We start from the raw sequence: 17098 nt of genomic DNA, 5'->3' as shown, positions 1-17098 counted from the left end.
GGAGGGGCGCGCGGGCCCCGGGCGCCGGGGGGCGGCGGCAGCACCTCGGGGCCCCGCCGCCCGCCCCGCCCGCCCCGGCCGCGCCGGCCGCCGATGGTGCCGCCCCCGCGACACCGCGGCCGGCCGCCGAGCAGTACTCCGCCACCGCCCGTCCGGCGCCGCCCGCCGCCACCGCCTTCACCTCGATCGGGCACCCGGCCGAGGGCGAGCTGATGGAGGCCGCCGTCCCCGGCCCCGACGGCCGGCCCCGCGCCGTCCGGGTCTGGCTGCCCGCGCAGTACCGCACCGACCCGCAGGCCCGCTTCCCGGTGATCGTCCTGTCCTCCGGCACCGCCCGGAAGACCGCCGACGCCGAACTGCCGGACCTCTTCGACGGCATCGCCTCCGCGGTGAAGCTCGGCCGCTCCCGGCCCGTCCTGGTGGTCGCCCCCGAGGCCCCCAGCGGCACCGAACACCCCTGCGAGCTGGTCGCCGCCGCCCCGCAGGCCGTCGCCGACGACGCCGCGCTGCGCACCGCGGTGACCACCGCCTTCCGCACCCTGTCCGCCGGACCGGACAGCTGGGGCGTGCTCGGCGTCGAGTCCGGAGCCCCCTGCGCGGCGGCCGCCGGGCTGACCCGCCCCGACCTGTACGGGGCCGCCGCCGCGGTCTCCGGACGGTACGACGCCGCCGCACTCGCCTCGGCCGCCGCCGACGCGCCCGCCGACTCCGCAGGCCGCCTGCTGCTGGCCGCAGCCAAGGCGGACACCGCGGGCGTCGGCGCCGCCCGCGCGCTGCAGACGGCGCTGCACGGCGGCAGGGGCCCGGCCGCCCGCGCCGACGTCAAGGTCTCCGACATCGTGCAGGACTACACGCACGAGCGGGAGCGCCTGCGGCTGGTGCGGGTCGCCGTGCAGTACCTCGCCGACAGCCTCGACCGGGCCCGCTGAGCCCGTCCGCCGGACGTGTACCCGGCGCCTGCCCGGGCCCGCTGAGCCCGCCCGCCGGACGTGTACCCGGCCCCACCCGGCGGGGCCGGACCCGCCACAGGGTGTCGGCACCGGGGCGGCCCGGGCGGGGCCCGATACGCTGGGGGCGGCCAGGCGACCGCCCCGCCGAGCCCGCGACCGGCCCGCGCACAGCACCGCCGTTCCGCGCCGTGCCGCGCCCGAGGGAGACCCACACCATGCGAGCCACCCGGCGGAACCGCCCCGCGACCGCCGTCCTGGCCGCCGCAGCCGCCTCGGCCCTGCTGCTGGCCGGCTGTTCCTCCTCCGGCTCGCCGGCCCCCAGCGACACCGGCACGCCCGGCGCCTCCGCGAGTGCCTCCGGGGCCGCGGCGAAGGCCGCCCCGCTGCAGCCGCTGCCCGAGCAGACCCCGGCCGCCCTCGCCCCGTACTACGCGCAGAAGCTCGACTGGAAGAGCTGCGACGGCGAGTTCGAGTGCGCGCAGTTCAAGGTCCCGCTCGACTACGACCGGCCGGCCGGCGGGGACATCACCCTCGCCGCCGTGCGCAAGCGCGCCTCCGGCGGCGCCCAGCGGCTCGGCTCGCTGCTGCTCAACCCCGGCGGCCCCGGCGGCTCCGCCGTCGACTACCTGGAGGCCGTCGCCCACGGCTACGACCCGAAGGTCCGCGCCGCCTACGACCTCGTCGGCCTCGACCCGCGCGGCGTCGGCCGATCCGCCCCGGTCAGCTGCCTCTCCGGCGAGCGGATGGACGCCTACACCGCCGTCGACATCACCCCCGACGACCAGGCCGAGACCGACGCCCTGATCGCCGCCGACAAGGAGTTCGCCGAAGCCTGCAAGACGAAGTCCGGCGACGTCCTCGGCCACGTCTCCACCGTCGAGGCCGCCCGCGACATGGACGTCCTGCGGGCCCTGGTCGGCGACGACAAGCTGCACTACCTCGGCAAGAGCTACGGCACCTACCTCGGTGCGACCTACGCGGGCCTCTTCCCCGGCCGGGTCGGCCGGATGGTGCTCGACGGCGCGATGGACCCTTCCCTGGACGCCAGGGCCGGCAACCGCACCCAGGCCGGCGGCTTCGAGACCGCCTGGGCCGCCTTCGCCAAGGACTGCGCCAAGCGCGAGGACTGCCCGCTCGGCCGCACCGAGAAGGAGATCGGCGACCGGCTCACCGCCCTCTTCCAGCAGATCGACGCCAAGCCGCTGCCGACCGGATCCGGCCGCAAGCTCACCGAGGCCCAGGCCACCACCGGCGTCATCCAGGCGATGTACGCCGAGTTCCTCTGGCCGCAGCTGCGCACCGCGCTCACCGACGCGGTGGCCGGCGACGGCACCACGCTGCTCGCGCTGTCCGACGAGTACTACGAGCGCGGCGAGGACGGCAGCTACCCCAACCTGATGGCCGCCAACATGGCCGTCAACTGCCTCGACCTGCCCGCACCGTTCACCGGCCCGGAGGAGGCCCGGGCCGCCGAGGCGGACTTCGCCGCCGCCTCCCCGCACTTCGGCCGTGACATGGCCTGGATGGCCCTCTCCTGCACCTACTGGCCGGACCGGCCGACCGGGCTGCCGCACACCGTCCGCGCCGTCGGGGCCGCCCCGATCGTGGTCGTCGGCACCACCCGCGACCCGGCCACCCCGTACGCCTGGGCGCAGTCCCTGGCCGGCCAGTTGGAGACCGGCCGGCTGCTCACCTACGACGGCGACGGCCACACCGCCTACGGGCGGCGCAACACCTGCGTGGACGGCGCGGTCAACCGTTACCTGCTGGGCGGCGAGGCGCCGGCGGAGGGCACCCGCTGCGCCAAGTAGCGCCCCGGGCCGCGTGGCGCCGGGGGCGTGCGCCTTGTCCACCAGGTAAGACCCGTACCTGGCTGACGGTGCTGGCGGTTAGCATGAGGCGCCCCCACGTGTCCCGCCGCACCGACAGGAGCCCCCGTGCTCGGAGTCAACGACCTGGCGACGTACGTCCTCGGCGCCCTGGTCATCGTCCTGCTGCCCGGCCCGAACTCGCTGTACGTCCTGTCCGTCGCCGCCCGCAGGGGCGTCCGCACCGGCTACCGGGCCGCCGCGGGCGTCTTCATCGGCGACTTCACCCTGATCAGCCTCACCGCGCTCGGCGCCTCCTCGCTGCTGGAGGCCAACCCGGCGGTTTTCGCCGTGGTGAAGTTCGGCGGCGCCGCCTACCTGCTCTGGATCGGCGTCGGCATGATCCGGGCCGCCCGGGAGCTCTGGCGCGAGCGGCGGGCCGCGGCCGAGGCGATCGACGCGGCAGCGGCCGCCGAGGCGCTGCCGGAGAGCACCGAGAACCCCTTCCGCCGGGCGCTGGTGATCAGCCTGCTCAACCCGAAGGCCATCCTCTTCCTGCTCTCCTTCTTCACCCAGTTCGTGGACCCGTCCTACGGCATGCCGGCGCTCTCCTTCGGCCTGCTCGGCGGCATCCTGCAGACCTTCAGCGTCCTCTACCTCTCCCTGCTGATCTTCGCCGGCACCACGCTCGCGACCGCCTTCCGCCGCCGCAAGCGCCTCTCCGCCGGGCTCACCAGCGGCGTCGCCCTGCTCTTCGCCGGCTTCGCCGCCAAGCTCGCCGTCTCCTCCGCCTGACCCCGGGCCGCCCGCGGTGCGGACCACCTCCGGAAACTGTGTAGACTGGCCCGCGTTGCCGATGCGATCCTCGACCCGTCGGGGAGCTCCGGCAACGGCGCCGCCTTAGCTCAGTTGGCCAGAGCAACGCACTCGTAATGCGTAGGTCGCGGGTTCGAATCCCGCAGGCGGCTCGGACGGAAGCCCAGGTTGCTCATCGAGCGCCTGGGCTTCCCCCTTTCCTGCTGGCATGATCCACCCGCGCCGAGCCGTGCGAGATCGCGCGGTTGCGGCCAGGACGCGCGGTCGACGTCGGGCTGGGCCGTCCACGTGCGCGAGGTGGCCGGCCGCAAGGATCCTCGCGGCCGGCACCGGCGACGGTGACCGCCCACGCCGCCGGAGTGGCCTCCGCTGTGCGCGCTCACTTCAGGACGTGCCACCGCTGGGCACTCCCCACCAAGGGTGAGGAGTGCCCCACGAGAAGTGCTTTCACCGATTCCGGTGGCTGGTTCTCGGGCCCTTCCGGGAGAGCTCCCGGAAATCCGCGACGGCAGCGAGCAGGTCGTCTCGCGCGGGATCTGTGCCCGGGATCCCGGCGAGTTCGGTTTCAATGAATTCGTCCGCGGCGGAAATCAGGGTGTCAACGAATTCCGGGATCGGTGCCACACCGATCTCCCCAGGGCTGCCGGAAACGGAGACCTTCCCCTTCGCGACGGTGAAGCGGGCCTGGAACGACGAGTCGACGCCGCAGAAGTTCACGACACCCTTCCCGGCGGAAATGGCTGGGCGAAGCTGATCGAGAAGCAGGGCGACGGAGGGGAAGATCATCATCCCTTGGTCCGGGTGTTTCTCGGTTGAGGTCGCGGACGAGATCTGCCCAATGATATCGATGTCGCCGAGGTCGAAGCCGCCCGCACTTCCCTGTGCGGGCCTCCGGGAGAACTTGAATGTGATCACGGCCTGTAGCTCTTTCCGACTGGGAAGAAGGTGATGACCCGGTTTCCGTCGTGCGAGTCGACCAGGACGCGATACCTGGCGCTCATTCCGTTCACGGTCATCCTCCTCTCGTACAACTGCATCCGCCGACCGGGGTCGGATATCCGCTGCCCTCGCTTGACCACCTTCTCGACGGCGTCCTGCACTTGGGCCCGCGTCGTGGTGGGCGGCATCAGGTCGCCTGGGCCGTGTGCACTGGTGCCAGCGATGTGGCGTTCGTCGATGTGCTGCCACCCCTCCTTCTCGTTGCCGTTCTCGATCCTCGGCTTGGTGCGGTGCGGCGAGAGTCCGAGGGGGTCGGACCAGGTGTGCGGGTTGTGGACGTAGGTGTCGGGGTTGGGAGCGGGGGCGAGGCCGAGGGGGTCGGGGGTGGTGTAGCGGGCGGTCTCGGGGTCGTAATAGCGGTTGAGGTTGTAATGGAGACGGGTTTCCGGGTCGAAGTACTGACCGGGGAAGCGCAGCGGAGTGTAGGTGGTGCTGTCGCTGGGCCATGTGGTGTTGCCCCACAGAGTGGGGGTGGTCCGCCAGCAGACGGCGTCGCCGGTGGGGTCGACGAGTTCGGTCGGGGTGCCCACCAAGTCGGTGACGATGGCGAAGAAGCGCCGGTCGACGGCGGCTTGGCCGGAGGTGGTGATGGTCTCGGTCTGGGCGATGGGATGGAGGCCGTCGTGGTCCCAACTGAGGGTATGGGGGCCGGGGAGGTACGGGGCACGGGTGGTCTGTTCGGCCAGGATGGAGCCGTCCCAGACGAAGTCGGTCTGCTCTTCGACTCCACTGCCGTCGGCCCTGAGCCGTTGCTTGGCGATGCGGCGGCCGAAAGGGTCGTAGGGGTAGTGCCAGCGAGTGCCGTCGGGGGTGGTGACGCGGGTGAGGCGGTCTTCGGCATCCCAGGTGTAGTGCCAGGTGTCGGGCTTCTTGGACAGCCGGGGGACCCGGCGGAGTGTCGTGCGGCCGGCGGAGTCGTGCTCGTAACGCACCCTGCCGGCGGCGACCAGTTGGGTTCCGGCGTGGACCCGGGAGCCGAGGGCGGCCTCGGCGCGGCCGCTGGCGGGCCACCGGGCCTCGGTGAGATTGCCGGCCGGGTCGTAGGCGTAGGACTCGCTCCAGGTGGCGGCCCGCACGGCGGTGACACGGCCACTCGCGTCCATGTCGAAGGTGCGCTCTCCGGCGAGGAGGTCGGCAACGCCGGTGAGGTTGCCGTCGGCCTGGTACGTGTACGCGCGCTGTTGGAGAACGGCTCGGGGTGTGGTGAGCCGCTGACCGGTGAGGCGATGGCGCGCGTCCCAGGTGTTGGTGAGTACGAGCTCGCCGGCGTAGGTGCGGGACAGTTCACGGCCGACGGTGTCGTGGACGAACTCGATACCGCCTCCCGGGGTGGTGAGGTTGGTGGGGCGCCCGGCCGGGTCGTAGCTCCAGACGCTGGTGTGCCCGGTGGGGGTGGAGCGACGGGTGCGGCGACCGAGCACGTCATAGCTGTAGGCGGTGGTACGGCCGTTGACGGTCTCGGTGAGCAGGTTGCCGAGCGGGTCGTGGGTACGGACCACCTCGGCGTCCGGGCCGGCCGCCCTGACCAGGTTGCCGGCGGAGTCGTAGCCGTAGGCGGTGAGGCGCCCGGCAGCGTCCTGGGAGACCAGCCGGCCGAGGACGTCGTAGCCGTAGCGGATTACCTGCCCAAGCGGATTGGTCACCCGCAGCAGTTGCCCGAGGGCGTCTGATTCGTAGGAGATGCTGCGGTGGTGGAAATCGCGTTCGCCCGTCAGGCGTCCGGCCGAGTCGTAGCTGTAGTGCCACTGGCGGCCGAGCGCGTCCGTGACGGCGACCAACTGCATGTTGGCGTCATGGGTGAAGGTGATGCGGGTGCCATCGGGGGTGGTGCGAGCGGCGAGCGTTTCGAAGTGGGTGTACTCATAGGCGGTGGTCTGGCCGAGCTGGTCAGTGTGGGACAGGCAGTTGCCCTCGCCGTCGTAGGCCCAGGTTTCGGTGGCGCCGTCCGGCGTGGTGCGGGAGGCCGGTTGACCCTCGATCGTCCACGTCAGGCGGATCATGCCGCCAAGGGGGTCCGTGACGCTGACAAGGCGTCCGAAGGCGTTGCGGTGGTAGTGAGTGGCGGTGCCGGTGGCGTCGGTGATCTCTTCCGGTAGTCCGGCGGGATTGCAACGGATACGAGTGGTCTGGCCGAGGGCGTCGGTGACGGCCGTCAGGTGGCCGCTCTCGTCGTAGCCGTAGGTCGTCCTTGCGCCGAGCGGGTCGGTGAGCGAGGTGCGCAGTCCGCTGTCGTCGTACGTCTGTCGCCAGACCGCGCCGCCGGGTTCGACGATCTCCGTGGGCAGGCTGAGTTCGCCGACGTAGGTGGCGGTGGACCGTTCGCCGTCGGGGCGGGTGACGCACACGAGGTCGCCGGCACCGTCGTAGTCGTAGCGGGTGGTGCGGCCGAGGGGGTCGGTCTCGGCGAGGAGCCGGTCGTAGGCGTCGCGTTCGTAGCGGGTGGTGTGGCCGAGCGGGTCGGTGATCGCGGTGATCTGGGAGTGTTCGTTGACCTCGTAGGCGGTGGTGTGGCCGAGTGCGTCGGTCTCGGTGTGGACCTTGAGACCGGTGGCGGGGTCCACCTCGCCGTAGCTGAAGCGGAAGCGCAGCGCGCCGTCGGTGCCGCCCTCGTCGACGACCCGGTCGTGCGCGTCGTAGGTGTAGACGTACCGGGAGTTGTTGCGGTCGGTCCAGGACAGGATGCGGCCGCTCGCGTCGTTGGCGAAGCGCATCGGCTTGCCGGAGGAGTTGTAGACGGACGCGAGGTGGCCGTCGGTGTAGCCGTAGCGCAGCAGCAGGGCGTCGTGGCCGTCCTCGCCGCCACCGGCCAGTCGCAGGGCGGTGATGCGGCCGGCGTCGACGGTGACCAGCAGTTGGTAGCCGCCGGAGTGGGTGATGGAGACGGGTGCGCCGTCGGCGTCGTAGGCGAGGTCGTAGTGGCGGCCGTGGCGGTCGCGGACCCGGGTGAGCAGGGCGATCTGCGCGCCGGGCCGGGTGGTGAAGGTGCGGGTCAGGCCGTCGGAGCGGTCGGTGAGGGTGTAGGTGCCGCTGTCCGGGTCGATGTCGAGGTCGCGGCGGGCGCCGCCCGCGGAGGCCTGGACCGGGTCGCCGGGCTCGGGATGGGGGTAGGCCTGAGTGGTGCGGTCCGGGCAGAGGTGGACGACGCCCTCGTCGTCGATCTCCAGTCGTTCGTCGAAGGTGCAGACCCAGCGCGGGCCCATCCAGCGGCCGGCGAGGTAGCCGGACTCGTAGTTGCGGGTGAACACCAGCGGCAGTGAGCCGGGCAGGGAGGCGTCGTCCTGGTCGATGAACATCCGCCCGGTGGCCATGTCGACGGGCTCGCCGCCGCCGCACACCGCGTCCTCACGCCGGCCCGCCTGCCGCGGATCCGCCACCTGGCGGCGGCCCTCGCCGCCGTGGGTGTTCCCGCGTCCGCCCCGACCCCCGCCGCCGGAGCGCGGGTGCGGGACACCCTTGCCCTCGTGCCCGGCGAGGATCTTCTCCAGGTCCTTGGCGTGCTTCGCCTCGACCTCGCGGACGTTCTTGGCGACCTTGGTCAGGTTGTCGCCGGCCTGCTTGTACAGCTGGTGGACGGCCTTGCCGGCATCGTCCGCGAGCGTCTTGCCGAGCTTCTGCGCGCCGTGTTCGAGCGCCTTGACGATCCGGTTGCTCATTCGAAGCTCACCCCCGCGAGCTTGGACTGGAGGGCCTGCGCATGGCCGGCCACGGTCTCGGCGTGCTGGTGCATGGTGCGGGCGTGCGCCTCCAGGGCGTCCGGGTTGATCCGGAAACCGGTGCCGCCCCCGCCCCCACTGCCGCCGGAGACACCGAGCGCCGACTCGGCCGCCTGGAACACCAGGCCCGACACCGCACCCGCGACAACACCCACCAGCGGGTCGATCGCGGCCTCGATCACCTGGCCGATGATGTAGTCCTCCAGCTGCTGCTCAAGGAACTGCACCAGCTTGCGCCCCGCCAGCACCGTCGCCGCCGCAGCCGCCTCCGCCGCACCCAACGTGGCCACCGCGGCCGCCTGCTCGGCGATCAACGTGGCTGCCAGTAGGACGAGTTCGGCGATCGCCTCCAGCTTCATCGCCACGATCACGTCCGCCGCCACGTCCAGTGCCGTCGCCACCACCCGGCAGGCCTGCACCAGCTCGTTCATGTGGGAGTCCGACAGCGACGCCCACTTCGCCAGCAGCGCCTCGTACGAGGCACCCTCGTACGCCTCCGACAACGCGTGGATCGTCGCCGTCGACTCCCGGTGCGCCTCGTCCACCTTGTCGGCGAACTCCCGCACGTGGTCGGCGAACTCGCGGACCTTGTCCTCGTTCACCGACGGCCAGCGGATCCCGATGAAGGCCAGGAACGACTCCACCTCACCGGGTAACTCGATCGCCATGCTGTTCCTCCCCCGTCACGGCATGTGAACCTACGATCGCACAGCAGGACGACAGTGCCGATGCCGCGGTTGCACACATGCCGCCGCCCCCGGACCTCACCGGCGGGGCCGGCGGTCCGGGGGCGGACGGGGTGGAGCGGGGATCAGGCGGCGAGGCGCTCCGCGGCGGCGTCGAGGCGGGCCAGCACGCGGTCGCGGCCGAGCAGCTCCATCGACTCGAACAGCGGCAGGCCGACGGTGCGGCCGGTGACGGCCACCCGGATCGGGGCCTGGGCCTTGCCGAGCTTGAGGCCGTGCTCGGCGCCGACCTTCTCCAGGACGGTCTTGAGGTCCTCGGCCGTCCAGGCCGCCGTGGCGAGCACGGCCCGGACGTCCCGCAGCAGCTCGGCGGCGCCCGCCTTCATCGCCTTCGCCCAGGACGCCTCGTCGGCGACCGGCTCGTCGAGGAAGAGGAAGTCCACCTGCGCGGTGATCTCCGACAGCACCGCGATCCGGGTCTGCGCGAGCGGCGCGACCTTCTCGAACACGGCGGCGTCGAAGGCCTCCGGCTGCCACGGCGCGTGCGGGGCGGCCAGCCACGGCGCACAGGCCGCGGCGAACTGCTCCGCGCCCAGCGCCCGGATGTAGTCGCCGTTGAAGGCGGTCAGCTTCTTGATGTCGAAGAACGCCGATGAGCTGTTGACGTTCTCCACGCGGAAGAGCTGCTGCAGCTCCTCGAACGGCAGGATCTCGCGGTCGTCGCCCGGCGCCCAGCCCAGCAGCATCAGGTAGTTGACCATCGCCTCGGGCAGGAAGCCCTCGGCCAGGTAGTCCTCCAGCGCCACCTTGTCGCGGCGCTTGGAGAGCTTCTGCCGCTTCTCGTTGACGATGACCGGCAGATGCGCCCACACCGGGGGCTGCGCGCCGAGCGCCTCCCAGAGCAGCTGCTGCTTCGGGGTGTTGGAGAGGTGCTCCTCGCCGCGGATCACCTGGGTGACGCCCTCGTCGAGGTCGTCGACCACGTTGGCGAGCAGGAAGACCGGGGTGCCGTCGCCGCGGGCGATGACGAAGTCCTCGATGGCGCTGTTCGGGAAGGCCGGCTCGCCGCGGATCAGGTCCACGACCACGGTCTCGCCCTCGTCCGGGGTGCGGAAGCGCATCGCCCGGCCGGCCTCCCAGTCGAGGCCGCGCTCGCGGCAGAAGCCGTCGTAGCCCAACTGCTGCGAGCCGGTGCGCTCCTGGACCTGCTCGCGGGTGCAGTCGCAGAAGTAGGCCTTGCCGGCGGCGCGCAGCTGCCCGGCCGCCTCGCGGTGCCGGTCGGCGTTGTGCGACTGGAAGTAGGGGCCCTCGAAGGCGGGGTCGGACTCGTTGATGCCGATCGCGGAGAGGGCGTTGACGATGCCGTCGATCCACTCGGGCTTGTTGCGCGCCGCATCGGTGTCTTCGATGCGCAGGACGAAGGTGCCGCCGGACTGTCGCGCCACAGCCCAGTTGTAGAGGGCGGAACGAGCGCCGCCGACGTGGAACATGCCGGTCGGGGACGGTGCGAAACGGACGCGAACAGCGGGAGCAGACATGCCGCACAGCCTACCGATCCCGCGCCCGCCCCTGCTCCGCCCGACCGCCGCCCCGAGGGCGTGCACCCGCCCCCGCACTGCCCCCGCACGGCCCGCCGCACCGCGCCGCACCACGGACGGCGTCCGGCCGCTCGCGGCCCGTCCTCTAGGATGGCGGGGTGACCGATGACACTCAGCAGGCTCCCGACCGCGGGCCGATCAGCCACCCCGAACTGCCGACCGCCTACGCCCCGGCCGAGGTAGAGGGCGAGCTGTACGAGCGCTGGGTGGACCGCGGTTACTTCACGGCGGACGCGAAGAGCGACAAGCCGGCGTACACCATCGTCATCCCGCCGCCGAACGTCACCGGTGCGCTGCACCTCGGCCACGCCTTCCAGCACACGCTGATGGACGCCCTCACCCGCCGCAAGCGGATGCAGGGCTTCGAGACGCTGTGGCTGCCCGGCATGGACCACGCCGGCATCGCCACCCAGAACAAGGTCGAGCAGCAGCTCGCCGAGTCCGGCCTCTCCCGCCACGACCTGGGCCGCGAGGCCTTCGTCGAGAAGGTCTGGGAGTGGAAGGAGAACTACGGCGGCAAGATCCTCGGCCAGATGCGCCGCCTCGGCGACGGCGTCGACTGGTCGCGCGAGCGCTTCACCATGGACGAGGGCCTGTCCCAGGCCGTCCAGACCATCTTCAAGAAGCTCTTCGACGACGGCCTGATCTACCGGGCCGAGCGCATCATCAACTGGTGCCCGCGCTGCCTCACCGCGCTCTCCGACATCGAGGTCGAGCACAAGGACCGCGACGGCGAGCTGGTCTCGATCCGCTACGGCGAGGGCGAGGACTCGGTGGTCGTCGCGACCACCCGCGCCGAGACGATGCTGGGCGACACCGCGGTCGCCGTCCACCCGGACGACGAGCGCTACAAGCACCTGGTCGGCCGGACCGTCAAGCTGCCGCTGACGGACCGCGAGATCCCGGTCGTCGCCGACGAGCACGTCGACCCGGAGTTCGGCACCGGCGCCGTCAAGGTGACCCCGGCGCACGACCCCAACGACTTCGCCATCGGCCAGCGCCACGGCCTGCCCAACGTGACCGTGATGGACGAGCGCGGTGTCATCACCGTGCACGGCCCCTTCCTCGGCCTGGACCGCTTCGAGGCCCGCTCGGCCGTGGTCGGCGCGCTCCGCGAGCAGGGCCGGATCGTCGCCGAGAAGCGCCCGTACGAGCACTCGGTCGGGCACTGCTCGCGCTGCCACACCGTGGTCGAGCCGCGGCTGTCGCTGCAGTGGTGGGTCAAGGTCGGCCCGCTGGCCCAGGCCGCCGGCGACGCGGTCCGCGACGGCCGGGTCGAGATCCACCCGAAGGAGCTGGAGCGCCGCTACTTCGACTGGGTCGACAACATGTACGACTGGTGCATCTCGCGCCAGCTCTGGTGGGGCCACCGGATCCCGGTCTGGTACGGCCCGGACGGCGAGGTCGTCTGCGTCGGACCGGACGAGCAGCCGCCGACCGGCGAGGGCTGGCACCAGGACCCGGACGTCCTGGACACCTGGTTCTCCTCCGGCCTGTGGCCGTTCTCCACGCTCGGCTGGCCGGAGAAGACCGCCGACCTCGAGAAGTTCTACCCGACCGACGTCCTGCTGACCGGCCACGACATCATCTTCTTCTGGGTCGCCCGGATGATGATGTTCGGCCTGTACGCGATGGACGGCCAGGCGCCGTTCAAGACGGTCGCCCTGACCGGTCTGGTCCGCGACGAGTTCGGCAAGAAGATGTCGAAGTCGTCCGGCACCGCCGTCGACCCGCTGGACTGGATGGACGCCTACGGTGCCGACGCCGTCCGCTTCACCCTGGCCCGCGGCGCCAACCCCGGCGCCGACGTGCCGATCGGCGAGGACTGGGTCAAGGGCTCCCGGAACTTCTGCAACAAGATCTGGAACGCCACCCGCTTCGCGCTGATGAACGGCGCCACCGTCGAGGGCCCGCTCCCGGCCGCCGAGGAGCTGACCTCGGTCGACCGCTGGATCCTCTCGCGCCTCAACGCGACCGTGGCCGAGGTCGACGCGCTGTACGACGACTACGAGTTCGCCAAGGTCTCGGACGCGCTCTACCACTTCGCGTGGGACGAGGTCTTCGACTGGTACGTCGAGCTCTCCAAGACCACCCTCGCCAAGGGCGGCGCGCAGGCCGACGCGGCCCGCCGGGTCCTCGGCGAGGTCCTGGACCTCACCCTGCGCCTGCTGCACCCGGTGGTCCCGTTCGTCACCGACACCCTGTGGACCACCCTCACCGGCGCGGAGTCGCTGGTGGTCACCGAGTGGCCGAAGGATTCCGGCTTCCGCGACGCGGAGGCCGAGGCCGAGATCGCCACCCTGCAGCAGGTGGTCACCGAGGTCCGCCGCTTCCGCTCGGACCAGGGCCTGCAGCCCGCGCAGCGCGTCCCCGCGCGGCTCGAGCTGGCCGGCACCGTGCTCGGCGTCCACGAGGACGCGATCCGCTCGCTGCTGCGCCTGACCGTGCCGGAGGCCGGCTTCGCCGCCACCGCCTCGCTGCCGGTCGCCGGCGCGACGGTCTCGCTGGACCTGTCCGGCACGATCGACGTCGCGGCGGAGCGCAAGCGCCTCGCCAAGGACCTCGCCGCCGCCGAGAAGGAGAAGGCGCAGACCACCGCCAAGCTCGGCAACGAGGCCTTCCTCGCGAAGGCCCCGGACGAGGTGGTCGCCAAGATCCGTACCCGCCAGGAGGCCGCCGAGGCCGACATCGCCCGGATCACCGCCCAGCTGGCCGGCCTGCCGCAGGGCTGACCGGGCCGCCCGGCACGGACGACGGAGGGCCGCACCCGCGCGACGGGTGCGGCCCTCCGGCACGTCCGGCCGCTCGGGCTCCTCGGGGCCTTCAGGCCACGGCCGGCCGCATCCGCCGGGCCAGCCACTTGCCGAGCTCCCAGAGCACCAGCAGCGCCAAGGGCGCCAGCAGGGCCCAGCCGAACTGCTGGACGCTGATCCGGGTGGTGCCCAGGATGCGGCGGAAGCCGTCCATCTGGGTGACCATCACGGCCAGTACGAACTCGCCGAGCGCGGCCCAGTTCATCTGCTTGCTGTCGAAGGTCGTGGTGTTGAACACCGAGGCCGTCTCGCTGCGGCACTCGAAGGCCGCGACGATCAGGCAGAGCGAGAAGGCGGTGAAGGCGATCGAGCTCCCCGTGTCCACGTCGCCGTAGCGCGACTCGCCGAGCTTGATCAGCGAGAGCAGGAAGACGGTGATGGCGAGGCCGCTCAGCCCCACGGTGACCATCACCGGCCGGGTCAGCACCGACTCCCCGCGCGGCCGCGGCGTCCGCTGCATCAGCCCGGGGCTCTCCTGGTCGAAGCCGAGCGCGAAGCCGAACGGCGCGTTCACCACGAAGTGGATCCACAGCACCTGGGGCGGCGGGAAAGGCTCGCCGCTCGCGATGTTGAGGATCGTCGCGCCGAGGAAGGTCAGCACGAAGGTGACCAGCAGCAGGAGGACGAAGCGGATGTACTTGGTGAGGTTGTCGTAGAGCTTCCGGCCCTCCGCCACGGCGTAGACGATGGTGGCGAAGTTGTCGTCGGAGAGGATCATCCGGCTGGCGTTCTTCGCCACGTCGGTGCCGCTGCCCATGGCGATGCCGATGTCGGCGGCCTTGATCGCCGGCGCGTCGTTGACGCCGTCGCCGGTCATCGCGACGACGGCGCCCTTCTTCTTGAGCGTGTTCGCCAGCAGCACCTTGTGCTCGGGCGCGACCCGGCCGACCACCCCGATGGTGTCGATCCGCTCCATCTGCTCCTGCTCGGACAGGGCCGCGAAGTCGGCGCCGAGCACGGCCTCGCCCTCGATGCCGAGCTGCCGGGCGATGGCGGCGCCCGTGGTGACGTCGTCGCCGGTCACCATCCGGACCCGGATGTGGGCGGCCTGCGCCTCGGCGACCGCCGCCTTGGACTCCTCGCGCGGCGGGTCCACCATGCCGACCAGGCTGGTCATCTGCAGGTCGGTGACCAGGGCGAGCAGATCGCCGCCGGGATCGAAGTGCGCCGGGTCGATGTCGCGGACGGCGGCGGCCATCACCCGGCGACCCTCGCCGCCCATCCGCTCGGTGGCCGCGACGGCCCGCCGGGCGAGCTCGCCGTCCCAGGGGACGGTGGTGCCGGCCGAGAGCGCGGTGGCGGCCCGGCCCATCACCGCCGGGGCGGCCCCCTTGACGAAGCAGCGGACGACCGGCCGGCCCATGGCGTCCACCGCCGAGTTGAAGGTGGCCATCAGCTTGTAGCCGGGGTCGAAGGGCAACGTGGCGAGCCGCGGGTAGCGTTCCCGGGTCGCCTCGATGTCCAGACCGGCCTTGTGGCCGAGCACCAGCAGGGCGCCCTCGGTGGGGTCGCCGACCACCCGGCCGTCCACCAGCTTGGCGTCGCTGGCGACCAGGTACGGCAGCACCGCGTCCTCGACGCCGGCCGAGGTGCCCGCGGCGTGGTGGATCCGGCCCTCCAGGCCGTAGCCGGTGCCGGAGACGGTGTAGCGGTCGGTCGGGCTGAGCACCTCCACGGCCGTCATCTGATTCATCGTCAGGGTGCCGGTCTTGTCGGAGTTGATCGCCGAGGTGAAGCCCAGGGTCTCGACCGAGGGCAGCTCCTTCACGATCGCGTGGCGCTTCGCCAGGTTGAGGCTGCCGACGGAGAGGATCACCTGGGAGACGGTCGGCAGCGCCTCCGGGATGGCCGCGATGGCCAGCGAGACCGCGCTGACGAAGAGGGCGTCCCAGGCCTGGTCGCGGCTGCGGCCGAGCGCGAACATCACGATCATGGTCAGGCCGGCCGCGCCGGCGATCCACAGGGTGAGGGTGTTGAGCTCCCGGTCGAGCGGGGACTGCTCCTTCTCGGTGGCCGAGAGCAGGCCGGAGATCTTGCCGAGCTCGGTGCCGGAACCGGTGCCGGTGACGACCAGCAGCCCGCTGCCGTGCGTCACCGGGGTGTTCATGAACGCCATGTTCGACTGCTCGCCGGGCGCCAGCCGTTCGCCGGTCAGCGTGCCCGCGTCCTTGGCGGCCGGGACGCTCTCGCCGGTGAGCGCCGACTCGTCGATCTGCAGCGCGCTCGCCTGGACGATCCGTCCGTCCGCGGGGACCTGGTCGCCCGCCGAGATCAGCACGACGTCGCCGACGACCAGCTGCTCGGCGGGGATCTCCGACTCGGTGCCGTCCCGGCGGACCCGCGCGGTGGCCTTCATCATCGACTTCAGCGCGTTCATCGCGCTCTCGGCCTTGCCCTCCTGGCGCAGGCCCACCACGGCGTTCAGCAGCGTCAGCAGGACCAGCAGGATGCCGGTGCTCCACTGCTTGATGGCCAGCGAGACCACCGCGGCGGCCACCAGGATGATCTGCATGTAGCTGCGGTACTCGTCGAGGAACCGCCGCCAGGTCGGCTTCGGCTTCTCCTCGGGCAGCGCGTTCGGGCCGTCCGCGGCGAGCCGCTCGGCCGCCCGGGCGGCGCTCAGGCCGACGGCCGGATCGACGTCGAAGGCGGCCAGCACCTCCGTCGGCGGCCGGGTGTACCAGCTCGGTGCGGGCGCAGCCGCCGCCGGGTCAGCCTGCTGGGTCATCGGCTCCCCTTCTTCTTCCGCTTCTTGCCCTTCCCGTGCTCAGCCTCGTACGGGTCGGCCTCGGCGCCGGGCGGGGCCTCGTCCTCCAGGTCGCGCCGGACGAGGCGCAGCTGCTTGCGGGCCTCGGCGCCGACCGTCGGGTACTGCGGGTCGATCCCGGCCAGGGTGTGCACCAGGACGGCCGCCGCGCAGATCCGCGCGAACCACTTGCGGTCGGCCGGCACCACGTACCAGGGCGCCCACTCGGTGCTGGTCGCGGAGAGCATCTCGGAGAAGGCCAGCTGGTAGTCGTCCCAGAAGCGGCGCTCCCGGACGTCGGCCGCGGAGAACTTCCAGTTCTTCTCCGGCAGGTCGATCCGCTTCAGGAAGCGGATCCGCTGCTCCTCGCGGGAGAGGTTGAGGAAGACCTTGACGACCTTGAAGCCGTTGTCGGTGAGGTGGCGTTCCCAGCGGTTGATGTCGCGGTAGCGGCGCTTCCAGACGTCCGGTCCGCGGGCGGCCTCGGGCAGCCGCTGCCGTTCCAGGTTCTCCGGGTGGACCCGGACGACGAGGACCTCCTCGTAGTGCGAGCGGTTGAAGATGCCGATCTCGCCGCGGCCGGGCAGCCGGAGGTTGTAGCGCCACAGGTAGTCGTGGTCGAGCTCCTCGGAGGAGGGCACCTTGAAGCTGCTGACCTTCACGCCCTGCGGGTTCACGCCGCTCATGACGTGGCGGATCGTGCCGTCCTTGCCGCCGGCGTCGAGCGCCTGGAGGCAGAGCAGCACGCCGTAGGTGTCCTGGGCGGCGAGCCGGTCCTGGTACTCGGCGAGCAGTTCGACGCCGGTGCGCAGCAGTTCGGCGCCGTCCCGCTTCTTGAGGTGGGCCCGGTAGCGGGGGTCGAAGTCGCGGGCGAGGTCGACCCTCGACCCGGGCTCCACCCGGAGCGGCGCGATGAAGCGCGCGATGGCCTCGGCTCGGTCGTCCGCCATGCCCGGGCACCTTCCGCCG

9 protein-coding genes, 1 tRNA gene and 1 pseudogene are annotated in these 17098 nt (G+C 71.9%); 5 read left to right on the top strand and 6 right to left on the bottom strand.

Translation table 11 applies throughout. The features are described 5' to 3' along the window. From ABD353_RS08100 to ABD353_RS08085, 4 genes and pseudogenes are all read left to right on the top strand, one after another. Nucleotides 1-929, top strand: a pseudogene (locus ABD353_RS08100) (hypothetical protein); the annotation flags it as partial. 236 nt (nt 930-1165) lie between these two features. Continuing rightward, nucleotides 1166-2761 (top strand): alpha/beta hydrolase, encoded by a 1596-nt coding sequence (locus ABD353_RS08095; protein ID WP_344622796.1) that lies wholly within the window; start codon nt 1166-1168, stop codon nt 2759-2761. A 126-nt stretch (nt 2762-2887) separates the two neighbouring features. Next, a complete protein-coding gene (gene leuE, locus ABD353_RS08090) occupies nt 2888-3553 on the top strand; it encodes a leucine efflux protein LeuE (RefSeq protein ID WP_344622795.1) in 666 nt (221 codons plus the stop codon). Nucleotides 3554-3652: 99 nt separating this feature from the next. Then, a tRNA-Thr gene (locus tag ABD353_RS08085) sits at nt 3653-3726 on the top strand. Nucleotides 3727-4021: 295 nt separating this feature from the next. Here ABD353_RS08085 and ABD353_RS08080 read toward each other — a convergent pair. The 4 genes from ABD353_RS08080 to gltX form a co-directional block, all read right to left on the bottom strand. Beyond that, a complete protein-coding gene (locus ABD353_RS08080; RefSeq protein ID WP_344622794.1) occupies nt 4022-4489 on the bottom strand; it encodes a hypothetical protein in 468 nt (155 codons plus the stop codon). Next, nucleotides 4486-8226, bottom strand: a complete 3741-nt coding sequence (locus tag ABD353_RS08075) for a DUF6531 domain-containing protein (RefSeq protein ID WP_344622793.1) — start codon at nt 8224-8226, stop codon at nt 4486-4488. Before ABD353_RS08075 ends, ABD353_RS08080 begins: the two co-directional genes overlap by 4 nt. After that, nucleotides 8223-8954: a WXG100-like domain-containing protein gene (locus tag ABD353_RS08070; RefSeq protein WP_344622792.1), complete on the bottom strand. Its 732-nt coding sequence runs from the start codon at nt 8952-8954 to the stop codon at nt 8223-8225. Before ABD353_RS08070 ends, ABD353_RS08075 begins: the two co-directional genes overlap by 4 nt. Before the next feature lie 143 nt (nt 8955-9097). Continuing rightward, nucleotides 9098-10462, bottom strand: a complete 1365-nt coding sequence (gene gltX, locus ABD353_RS08065; protein WP_344622876.1) for a glutamate--tRNA ligase — start codon at nt 10460-10462, stop codon at nt 9098-9100. 206 nt (nt 10463-10668) lie between these two features. Between gltX and ABD353_RS08060 the strand changes: the two genes are divergently transcribed. Then, on the top strand, nt 10669-13302 hold the full coding sequence (locus ABD353_RS08060; protein ID WP_344622791.1) for a valine--tRNA ligase: 2634 nt from the start codon (nt 10669-10671) through the stop codon (nt 13300-13302). Nucleotides 13303-13393: 91 nt separating this feature from the next. Here the strand turns inward: ABD353_RS08060 and ABD353_RS08055 are convergent, their stop codons facing one another. Beyond that, entirely contained in the window at nt 13394-16111 is a 2718-nt protein-coding gene (locus tag ABD353_RS08055) for a cation-translocating P-type ATPase (RefSeq protein ID WP_344622790.1), read from the bottom strand. After that, nucleotides 16108-17079, bottom strand: a complete 972-nt coding sequence (locus ABD353_RS08050; protein ID WP_344622789.1) for a polyphosphate kinase 2 family protein — start codon at nt 17077-17079, stop codon at nt 16108-16110. The genes ABD353_RS08055 and ABD353_RS08050 overlap by 4 nt, the downstream gene beginning before the upstream one ends. Between the last annotated feature and the right edge of the window lie 19 nt (nt 17080-17098).

This window comes from Kitasatospora arboriphila (assembly GCF_039528095.1).
Taxonomy (GTDB): domain Bacteria; phylum Actinomycetota; class Actinomycetes; order Streptomycetales; family Streptomycetaceae; genus Kitasatospora; species Kitasatospora arboriphila.
This window is presented reverse-complemented; position numbering and strand designations above follow the sequence as displayed.